We start from the raw sequence: 5,568 nt of genomic DNA, 5'->3' as shown, positions 1-5,568 counted from the left end.
CCCCCGATCTTCTCACTCCCCCACACCCCACCTGTGTCACAATAAAGAACTGTAATAAGAAAAATATTGTTAAGGTAATTTAGTGAGTCCAACTGCTCAATCCACGGCAAGTGCGCGTCGCGTGGTATTTCCTTTTACGGCAATTGTGGGCCAGGAAGAAATGAAACTGGCGTTGCTATTGAACGTGATTGACCCCAAAATTGGTGGTGTAATGATTATGGGCGATCGCGGCACCGGGAAATCCACAACTATCCGGGCGCTGGCGGATCTGCTGCCTGAAATTTCTGTGGTTGCCAATGACCCCTTCAGTAGCGATCCTAGCGACCCTGACTTGATGAGCGATGAAGTCCGCCAATTGTTAGAACAAGGGGCGGAAATTCCTGTAGCTCATAAAAAAGTCCAAATGGTAGACCTGCCACTAGGAGCTACAGAAGACCGAGTTTGCGGCACAATCGACATTGAGAAAGCTTTATCTGAAGGTGTCAAAGCTTTTGAACCGGGACTGCTGGCAAAGGCTAACCGGGGCATTCTTTATGTGGATGAAGTCAACTTACTAGATGACCACCTCGTAGACGTGTTACTAGATTCCGCCGCGAGTGGATGGAACACTGTAGAACGAGAAGGTATTTCTATCCGTCACCCAGCACGTTTCGTTCTTGTGGGTTCTGGAAACCCGGAAGAAGGCGAACTACGCCCGCAATTGCTCGATCGCTTTGGGATGCACGCAGAAATTCACACCGTAAAAGAACCAGCCTTGCGGGTGCAAATCGTCGAACAACGAGCGGATTTTGATCAAAATCCTCCAGCATTTCTCGAAAACTACAAACCCCAGCAAGAAGCACTACAACAGCAAATTGTCAATGCTCAACAGCTTTTGCCAGAAGTGAAAATTGACTATGAACTGCGGGTGAAAATTTCTGAAGTCTGCTCAGAACTGGATGTAGATGGTTTGCGGGGTGACATTGTTAGTAACCGCGCCGCCAAAGCCTTAACAGCTTATGAAGGACGCACAGAAGTTACAATTGATGATATCCACCGCGTAATTACGCTATCCTTGCGTCACAGGCTGCGGAAAGACCCCTTAGAATCGATTGATTCTGGCTACAAAGTCGCCAAAGTTTTTAGCCGCGTCTTTGGTGTCGAACTACCAGAAAGTGATGTTGCACAAAAAAACGGCACAGGTCAAAAGTTAGGGGCTAGGAGCTAATTAATTTTGGTTTTAGATTTTGGATTGAAGGAAAAATCCAAAATCTAAAATTGGCAGAGTCAAACTCAACATTTAGCACTCAAAACTGATTATGAGATTTTGGTCTTTTTGGTTTAACAGCTTTGTTCTATCTAGCCAATACAACCCACCCAGGTTTGTAGAATTATTGATGCTCTTATTAGCGATCGCTATGCTGGCAATAGCCAGTATTTTACCCGATAGACCCTATTTAATCTTAGGCTTGAGCTTAGTAGTTGGGGCATCTATTTCTATCTTAGTGCGGGAAGCGATCGCTCCCTCACCCCAGACGCGAATTACCCAACTAACAGCTTCGCTATTGCTGATCATCAGCCTCTATGGTTTTGCTGATTTAATGTACGCTCTTTAATGGGGAGTTGGGAATAGGAAATACGGAAGAAATTTCATCAACAATGTCCCATATCTAATGCCCAACAACTTACCAATTCTGCATTTCCACCAATTCCATACACAAATCATTAATTTGCTCTAAATCAGGTTTGTGAGGTAGGGCAGATTGTTCGTAAACAATTTCCATTTCAGCAACCAAATCTTCTGCCATTTTCATCACCTCTTCATAAGAATACTCACCCTTTAAAATAGCTTTTAAATCCTCAAAATCGCCAGCTATTCTCCTATCTACAATCACTTCACCCCGCCGCAATATTTCTACTCCACTGCGTAGCAATCTAATGCAGTGCATTCCATGTTTAAGGTCAAAACCCGATTTTATTTCCATTTCTGCCCTAGCCGGATTTCTATTTTCCTGCCAAGATAAGTAAGCTTTCCATTCTCTTAAAGCTATTTGATAACTTTGGCTTTTCTGAAGCAGGCGGATAAAATCTTTACGGCTATTGGTTAACTTTTGGGTATATTCCAAAGTTTCATCTGGCAAAGTGTATTGTTTCAACACGCCTTTAAAATCAATATCTGCCGTCAGCAATTGGTATAATTGTTCCGCTTCTTCCAAAAACTCAATCCGCCCTCTGATTAAGTTATAAAGATATTCCAGAAAAGCATTTAGCTCATCTTTGCTGAGGGGTGCTTCGTCTTCTATAGCGAAATCAGATGGTATAGGCTTTTTTTGCGGTGGCTTTAACAACCATTTACGATGAGTTTCCATCTTTTTGATTTGGGCAAAGGCATAACCAGTGTAAGTATGTTTTACTTTCTTGCTCAAAAATAACTGCTTATGATTAATTAAATGCTGTCCGACTGCGCTTAAAAAAGGATAGTTACTTAACCAGAGCAATTCTAAAACATTGGGATTCGCACCTGCTAATAACTGAAGGATTTTTCTTAATTCATATATAACTGTGTCTTTGTTGCCATCAACGAATGGAAATATTCCTGGTTCATCCCAACCAGCATCTTTTTGTTCTATGCGATCAAATCCCAAGTAATACCTTTTGGGTGCGATAAATACTCCCCGATAATCAAAGTCTGAATCAGGACGATTTAAACCATAGCCGTGGCTACCTGCCAAACCAATTAAAATAGTTCTTTGCTCAACTTCTATTCTTTCCATATCACCTGATTAAAATATAGTCATCCTAACTCATGAGTTAATCAGGTGGGAAGTGGGCAATGGGGATGCAGAGGAGCAGAATAAGAATAACAATCCCCATACCCAATGACTAATACCAAGAGTTGCTTAGTTTAACAAAAATGCCCCTAAAGGAGATGATTGATGCAACGATATCCCCTTAAGGAGCAAAACTTGTCAATTTAGTTGTTCCTATATTTTCGCTTTCCTAAAACAGGAATTATCTAGGATTAATGTGCCGTCTATTCCCCCATCCTGGATTAACAATGGCGGCTAAATCTTCTTCAGACAATTTGCTGATTTCACTCTCCAGTTCTTCGACGCTGAAATCATAGCCACGCTCTTGAGCAATCTTGACGAAGGCTTCTGGATTAGCTGTTGCTTTGAGTCTTTGCTGTAATGCTTGATCTTGTTTGACGGCTTCAAAAAGTCGGGTAGCATTTTGCTGTGTCATGACAGTGTATCTCCTGTTTTAAATATCAGGTTTGAATGTAGTAATTTGACTCCTGTGGAATCACTAAATTTTCTGAAGAACCTTTAGATTAAGAGTGTAAGTTTAATTTTAAAACAAAGAAGATAATTATGTAGATTCTGATAAGAAAATATAAGTTTTAGTCTAAATATTTCTGCTAATTTATAAAACTCAGCCCTAAGATGGAAGCAGTATTTAACTAAATAACATTGAGTTTTAATTGTAAATACATTTTAGATTCTTTGCGTGGTGATTCAGTTATGACGACTTTTGGCAAATAAAAGCTTGACTTAGCACCTGCTGATAAAATAGAGTGTTAGATTGTCTGTCTAATTCCTGCTCGGATCAGGTAGACATATTACAAAAGCTGGCAAAAGCGTCTCTACACGAGATAAGAACCAGCTACCTGTACGGCAACCTCAAGGACAATTCCATGACCTACGCGATTATTGAAACTGGCGGCAAACAAATACGAGTAGAGCCAGGCCGGTTTTACGATATTGAACTGCTTCCGACCGAACCAGATGAAAAAGTTACAATAGACTCTGTATTACTCGTGCAGCACGATGGTGAAGTTACCATTGGACAGCCACTAGTGACAGGTGCGACTGTAGAAGGGACTGTAATGCGACATTACAGAGGTCGTAAAGTTCTGGTATACAAGATGAAGCCCAAAAAGAAAACCCGTAAAAAGCGGGGGCATCGTCAGGAAATTACCAGACTTATGATTGACTCCATCACCCTTAACGGTGAAGTATTTGCTTTTGAAGGAGAAACGGAGAAGGAAACCCCCGTTTTAGATGAGACTCCTACTGAAGAAGTTGAAACTGCTGCTGAATAATAATAAGAATATACACAAGAGGAAATCATGGCTCATAAGAAAGGAACAGGTAGTACACGCAACGGTCGTGATTCTAATGCCCAACGTCTGGGTGTCAAGCGTTATGGCGGTCAAGTTGTACGTGCAGGAAACATTCTGGTGCGTCAGCGTGGTACCAAATTCCACCCTGGTAACAACGTCGGTATTGGTAGCGATGACACTCTGTTTGCCTTAATCGACGGTGTTGTAATGTTTGAGAGAAAAGGCAAAACCCGTAAAAAAGTTAGTGTTTATTTACCCATAACTGCTGCTGAGGCAGCCCCTGCTGAGGCAGTAGCAAGTTAGAGTGTTAGGGTGGGCACTGTTCCCACCCTAATTGCTAGTTAGCGATCGCATATTCCAGGCGTTGCTTAAAAGTCGCTTTGTTCCTCTGTTGCCCATAGATTTAGTTTCAGGAGCATCAAAGCGCAGATATTCTTGAATAACAAAATATTACACAAATAACTTGGGTTGTGTAGCTTGCCTTCTAGGCATTGCATATTAAGTTTTAGACACCAATTTTTGTTAGCTTTCGGATGATTGCATTAGATGTTCCAAAGTTCAAAATAGCCAGCCAGAGATACGTTTGTTCTGAAACTCTTTGGATTAGCCGATTTGGTCTTCTGGGTCTAGTGACTTTATCACTGTCATACTATTTATAATTCCTGAATCTTTACTTGCCCTGAAGGTAGGAAGCATCTAATTAAGTCTATGTTCCTGTAGAGGTACTTATGAGTCTGATTCTTCCCAAACGCACCCTATCCCGTCGTCGGTTACTGCAAGTATCTGGACTTTCAGGGGTAGGCTTTCTTTTAAGTGGCTGTGGGACAAATTTGTTCTCAGATAATCTGCGGCAAATATCTGAGCCACTAAATCAAAGTCTTGAAGCACTCCTGCTAAGTCAAAAACCAGTACCTGAATTTCCTGTTAGTGCCATAGAACCAGACAAATTGCTGATTAATACTTTTGACTTTACGCCGCAAATTGATCCAGCGCAGTTTCGCCTGAAGATTGATGGCGAGGTTAGTAACGTGATGCAATTGAGTATGGCAGATATTCAAAAACTTCCCTTGACTTCAATGGTAATTCGCCATGTTTGTGTTGAAGGCTGGGCAGCGATCGCTCAATGGGGAGGTGTGCGATTACGAGACTTGGTAGCACTGGTACAGCCTAAGTCAAACGTCCGCTATGTCTACTTCAAATCTGCTGATGGCTACTACGAAAGCTGGGATATTGCCTCTGCTGTACATCCCCAAACTCTCATGGCTTATCAAAAGAATGGACAACCTTTATCAGTTGATAATGGTGCGCCCATACGCCTAGCATCCCCAATTAAACTGGGCTACAAGCAAAGTAAGTGGGTGACTCAAATTACATTCGTCAGCAATCTGTTACCTCGTAAAGGTTATTGGGAAGATCAGGGCTATGAGTGGTTTGCAGGGTTATGAGAGGGCAGGGGGCAGGGA

At 41.9% G+C, this 5,568-nt stretch carries 7 protein-coding genes; 5 read left to right on the top strand and 2 right to left on the bottom strand.

From position 1 onward, the window contains the following. Window positions 1-82 precede the first annotated feature (82 nt). Both bchI and ACFE90_RS35665 read left to right on the top strand, forming a co-directional pair. The gene (bchI, locus tag ACFE90_RS35670; protein ID WP_375506981.1) at window positions 83-1,207 is read left to right on the top strand and encodes a magnesium chelatase ATPase subunit I; all 1,125 of its coding nucleotides are present in this window, start codon (window positions 83-85) and stop codon (window positions 1,205-1,207) included. A 91-nt stretch (window positions 1,208-1,298) separates the two neighbouring features. Next, window positions 1,299-1,595, top strand: a complete 297-nt coding sequence (locus tag ACFE90_RS35665; RefSeq protein WP_100901737.1) for a hypothetical protein — start codon at window positions 1,299-1,301, stop codon at window positions 1,593-1,595. A gap of 69 nt (window positions 1,596-1,664) precedes the next feature. Here the strand turns inward: ACFE90_RS35665 and ACFE90_RS35660 are convergent, their stop codons facing one another. Together ACFE90_RS35660 and ACFE90_RS35655 are read right to left on the bottom strand one after the other, a co-directional pair. Beyond that, window positions 1,665-2,753: a DNA polymerase beta superfamily protein gene (locus tag ACFE90_RS35660; RefSeq protein ID WP_375506980.1), complete on the bottom strand. Its 1,089-nt coding sequence runs from the start codon at window positions 2,751-2,753 to the stop codon at window positions 1,665-1,667. A gap of 238 nt (window positions 2,754-2,991) precedes the next feature. Further along, the gene (locus tag ACFE90_RS35655) at window positions 2,992-3,225 is read right to left on the bottom strand and encodes a Nif11-like leader peptide family natural product precursor (RefSeq protein ID WP_229469376.1); all 234 of its coding nucleotides are present in this window, start codon (window positions 3,223-3,225) and stop codon (window positions 2,992-2,994) included. 451 nt (window positions 3,226-3,676) lie between these two features. On the opposite strand from ACFE90_RS35655, the gene rplU reads away from it, so the two are divergent. The 3 genes from rplU (at window position 3,677) to ACFE90_RS35640 (ending at window position 5,550) form a co-directional block, all read left to right on the top strand. Continuing rightward, window positions 3,677-4,084 (top strand): 50S ribosomal protein L21, encoded by a 408-nt coding sequence (gene rplU / locus ACFE90_RS35650; RefSeq protein WP_375506979.1) that lies wholly within the window; start codon window positions 3,677-3,679, stop codon window positions 4,082-4,084. Window positions 4,085-4,111: 27 nt separating this feature from the next. Beyond that, window positions 4,112-4,408, top strand: a complete 297-nt coding sequence (gene rpmA, locus ACFE90_RS35645; protein ID WP_099099325.1) for a 50S ribosomal protein L27 — start codon at window positions 4,112-4,114, stop codon at window positions 4,406-4,408. Between the two features lie 425 nt (window positions 4,409-4,833). Then, complete coding sequence (locus tag ACFE90_RS35640) at window positions 4,834-5,550, top strand: molybdopterin-dependent oxidoreductase (RefSeq protein WP_375506978.1); 717 nt, start codon at window positions 4,834-4,836, stop codon at window positions 5,548-5,550. The last annotated feature ends 18 nt before the right edge of the window (window positions 5,551-5,568 follow it).

Source organism: uncultured Nostoc sp., from assembly GCF_964245445.1.
Lineage (GTDB): Bacteria > Cyanobacteriota > Cyanobacteriia > Cyanobacteriales > Nostocaceae > Nostoc.
This window is presented reverse-complemented; position numbering and strand designations above follow the sequence as displayed.